Below are 4027 nucleotides of genomic sequence, written 5' to 3' on the forward strand. Positions count from 1 at the left end.
GGATCGCGGCGGTGTTCATCTGGCTGATCGTCGGCGCCATGATGAAGAAGGAGAGGAACAGCGACAGCCCGACCAGCACCTGGTTTGGCGGCGTCTGCTGGAGCCCCAATGCCTGGCGCAGGATCGCCAGCACGATGATGATCCGCGTGAAGCTGGTCATCATCAGCAGGATGCCCGGCAGCACCGTGAGCAGGCCCATGATGATGAGGACCTGCAGCGACAGCGACAGCGGCGCGTCGCCGCCGCCGAGATCGCCCAGCGCGCGGTCGACCGCGTCGCCCATCCCCGGGGTCGGGGCAGGCGCGGGCGCGGCGACCGGCGCCGCCGGGGCGGCAGCTTGCGCAAAGGCCGGCGCGACCAGGAAGAGCGCGAGCGCGAAGGCGCCCAGCACGAGCGCGACATGGCGGAGGCTGGCGGTCACTGGTCGATCCGGTCGATCAGCGAAACGCCGTTACGGCTCACCGAGACGAGGATGCGCTTGCCCTCGACCTCGAGCACCGCGATGCGCGTGCCGGTCGAGACCATCATCGTCTCCTTGACCTTGAGCATGCGGTCGCCCTGGTTGCCGGGCAGCCGCGCCTCGAGCTTGCGCCAGAGATAGAGGCAGCCGATCAGCAGGCCGCAGACTAGCGGCAGCAGCACGACCAGCTTGAGGATGTAGGACCACATCATGCGAAGCTCAGCTCCGCTTCTCGGGCGCGACCAGCTCGGTCATGCGGATGCCGAACTTGTCGCCGACGGTGACCACTTCGCCGCGGCCGATCAGCGTGCCGTTGACGAACACGTCGAGCAGCTCGTCGGCCTCGCGGTCGAGCTCGATCACGCTCGATTCGCCGAGCGCGAGCAGCTCGCGCAGCGTCAGCGTGGTCGACCCGATCTCGACCGTCAGCTTGACATCGACGTCCTGGAGCAAATGGAAATTGGCCGCGACCGCGGCTTCGGCGGCAAAGCTGCCGGTCATGTCGTTCATCGTGCGTCCTCGAGCTGAAGGGATTCGAAACGGGTCAGGCGGATCGCGGCGCGGCCATTGGCGGTTCCGGCGGTGCCGCTGCCGATCTTCTGGCGGGCGACCATCACCGGTACGTCGGGGCCGAAGGCGAGCGGGATGACGTCGCCGGGCTTGAGCGCCATCAGTAGGGACAGCGGCACCACCGGCTCGGCGAGCACCGAGCGCACCGGGAGGCGCAGCGCCATCGCCGCGCGCGTCAGGGCGCTCCGCCATTCGGGCTCGGGCTCGGGCTCGCCGCCGATCACCTTGGCGGTGAGGCTGGGCGTGTAGGGCTTGAGCGCCGAAACGGGGTAGAGGATGTCGATCCAGTGCGGCTTGGCGTCACCCGCGGCGACGCCGAGGCGCGTGACGACCATCGCCTCGCCGGCGTCGATCTCGGGCGCGGTGGCGAGCGGCGCGACGGGCGCGGCCGGCGCGAACTCGATCCGCGCGAGCATCTCCCAGGCCGGCGCGAGCTGCGCGGCGATGCTGGCGGAAAGGCGCGCGAGCAGCGTCTCGGCGGAGCCGGTGAACTCGGCGGGCAGCGGGTGCGGCGCCTCGCCCTCGCCGCCGAAGAAGCGGTCGAGCATCTCGAACACGAACTTGCCCTCGGCCACGATCAGCGCGCGCCCACGGCCCGGCGTCATCGCCAGCGGCAACCAGGCAGTCAGGCCCTGGGGCCGTTCGCTGCGATAATCCCCGAAGCGTTGCACGCTGAGCGGTTCGGCCCAGCAACGCGCGCCCTCGCCGACCAGCGGCTCGAAGCTGCCCCGCAGCGACTTGGCGAGCCGCGCCGAGAGATGCTGCACCGCGTGCAGATCCCCGAACGGGTTGAGATTCGAGCTGCCCAGCGCCGGCGCGTGCTCCGCACCGGCCCGGGGCCGCTCGCGCCGCTCGGGCGCCGCCCGTTCCTGGGCCAAGTCTGAAGGGCTGTTAACCATGCCCGTTCACTGAACAATGAAATTGGTAAAGTAGACGTTACCAATTCCGCCGAAGCCCTCTTTTTCCTTGAGAACGCCGTTGATCGCGGCGGTCAGGCGCTTCTGCAGCTTCTGCTTGCCGTCGGCGGTGAACACCTCGTCCTCGGCGGTCTCGCCGAGCGCCATCAGCACCGCCGAGCGCACCGCCATCTCATGCGTCTTGAGATTTTCGACGACGCGGTTGTCGTACGGAGTCGAGATCGCGATCCCGACCTGGATGAAGTGCACGCTCTCGCGCAGGTTGGAGGTGAACTCCTTCTCGAGCTGATAATAGGTCGAGGCGTATTTGTCGCCGCCTTCGCCCTTGGGCGTCGGCAGGCCATGGCTTTCGCCGCCGCCTTCGCCATGGCCGCCGCTTTCGCCCTTGGCCTCGGCACGGACTTCCTCGCTCTTGGGTACGAGGCGCGGCTTGTCGGCGTCTGCCGCATGCTCGGCCTTGGCGCCGCCGAACAGGCCGGCATTGGAGGCATAGAGCCCGCCGCCGACGCCGCCGCCGATCAGCACGACCGCGCCAGTGCCGAGCAGGATCCATTTCATCAACCCGCCCTTCTTCTTCGCGGGCGCGGCAGCTTCGTTCTCGTCACTCATGATACAGTTCCCCCTGGAGATGGTTCAGGCGACGCGGTCGTCGCGATCGGCTTCGGATGCCTGCGTCGCGGCCGGGGCCCGGCGCAGGGGTTGATCGGATTGCGGCTGGTTCGGCGTGCCCTGCTGGCCGCCGGTGCCGGCATCGACGCTGGTCTGGCCGAGCTTCAGCCCGCGCGAATCGGCGAGCTCGGCGAGCCGCGGCGCGGCCTCGGCGAGCAATTGGCGCGTCGCGGGGCTGTCGGCGGCGAAATGGACGTGCAGCCGGTCGCCCTCGCGGCGGATCGAGACGTCGACATTGCCGAGATGCTCGGGCGCGAGGCGGATGCGCGTGTCCGCCGCCTCGGCAGCGTCGCGCAGCGCGGCGATACGGTCGACCATCTTGCCCGCCCAATCGTCGCGGCTGAGGTCGAGCGGCGCCTGCTCGGCGCCCGACATCGCCTGCACCGTGGTGCGCAGCTGCTCCGCCGCGCCCTGGCCCTGGACGATCGCGGGCTCGGTCGGGCGCGACGCGGGCGTGGAAGGCGAATCATAGGCGGCCGAGATCGCCGCGGCGAAGACCTGCGCCGCGGGAGCGGCAGGCGTGGTGCCGGGGACGACGGGCTGCGGCGCGATCGGGACCGGACGCGCCAGCTGCTCGCGCGGCGCTCGGGCGATGGCGTCGAGGTCGATCTCCGGCGTGGCCGGCGGCATCGCGTCGCCCGTCACGATCGTGGGCTCGACCGGCGCGGGGCCGGCCGGCGTTGCTTCGACCATGGCGATCGGCGCCGCGGCGGTCTCGGCGGGTGGGATCGGCCGGGTCGCTTCGGGCAGCACGATCGAAGCAGCCTCGCCGGCCGGCAGCATCACGGCCCCCGTCTCGACCCCGACCGGCGACGGCGTGACCAGCGCAACGCCCGGCAACGGCGCCGGGTCGAGCGGCTGAAGCGGCACAAGTCCGGTCGGGAGCCAGGCGATCACAGGATCGCCCGCTTCCGCATCCTCATCCGCGACCGGCAAATTCTTGCCGTCCGCGGCAACCGCCTGCCCTTTGCCACCCTGCGACTTGCCGTCGGGCGCGACCACCAGATTTCCCAGCATCGCCATGAAATCCGCCGCCGCGGGAACGGCGACGGACGCGACGCGCGGCGGGATTGCGGGCGTCAGCGGAAGCAGCGAGGCCGAGGCGAGCAGGTCTGGCATTGCGGGCGAATCTCCTTCGCCCGGCGCTTCATGCCGGGCTTCGCCCAATCAGCAAGGATCGTGCCGTTTTCTCGGGATCGCCGGCATATCCTCGAGCGCGCGCATCGCGCGGCGCGCGGCATTGGCCTCGGCGCGCTCGATCAGCTTCTCGATCGCGCTTTGGTCGCGCTTGGCCTCGCGCGTCGCGGCACGCGCCGTGTCGAGCCCGCGCTGCGCCTCGGCGACGCGGGGCTGCGCAGGCGAATGCTGATCAGGCTGGTTATCACGATGTAGACGACAACCATCCCGATGA

General features: G+C 70.3%; 5 protein-coding genes and 2 pseudogenes. All 7 read right to left on the minus strand.

Translation table 11 applies throughout. The annotated features are described in order from the left end of the window. Positions 1-421, minus strand: a pseudogene (locus ABDV68_RS18490) (flagellar biosynthetic protein FliP); the annotation flags it as partial. Beyond that, a complete protein-coding gene (locus ABDV68_RS18495) occupies positions 418-672 on the minus strand; it encodes a flagellar biosynthetic protein FliO (protein WP_343521563.1) in 255 nt (84 codons plus the stop codon). The gene ABDV68_RS18495 and the pseudogene ABDV68_RS18490, both read right to left, overlap by 4 nt. 7 nt (positions 673-679) lie before the next feature. Next, on the minus strand, positions 680-970 hold the full coding sequence (fliN, locus tag ABDV68_RS18500) for a flagellar motor switch protein FliN (protein WP_343521564.1): 291 nt from the start codon (positions 968-970) through the stop codon (positions 680-682). Continuing rightward, positions 967-1908, minus strand: a complete 942-nt coding sequence (locus ABDV68_RS18505) for a FliM/FliN family flagellar motor switch protein (protein ID WP_343521565.1) — start codon at positions 1906-1908, stop codon at positions 967-969. Before ABDV68_RS18505 ends, fliN begins: the two co-directional genes overlap by 4 nt. Before the next feature lie 27 nt (positions 1909-1935). Continuing rightward, positions 1936-2556: a flagellar basal body-associated FliL family protein gene (locus ABDV68_RS18510; RefSeq protein WP_343521566.1), complete on the minus strand. Its 621-nt coding sequence runs from the start codon at positions 2554-2556 to the stop codon at positions 1936-1938. A 24-nt stretch (positions 2557-2580) separates the two neighbouring features. Next, on the minus strand, positions 2581-3735 hold the full coding sequence (locus ABDV68_RS18515) for a flagellar hook-length control protein FliK (RefSeq protein ID WP_343521567.1): 1155 nt from the start codon (positions 3733-3735) through the stop codon (positions 2581-2583). Between the two features lie 48 nt (positions 3736-3783). Then, positions 3784-4027: pseudogene (locus tag ABDV68_RS18520) on the minus strand (hypothetical protein); the annotation flags it as partial.

This window comes from Sphingomonas sp. (assembly GCF_039595165.1).
Lineage (GTDB): Bacteria > Pseudomonadota > Alphaproteobacteria > Sphingomonadales > Sphingomonadaceae > Sphingomonas.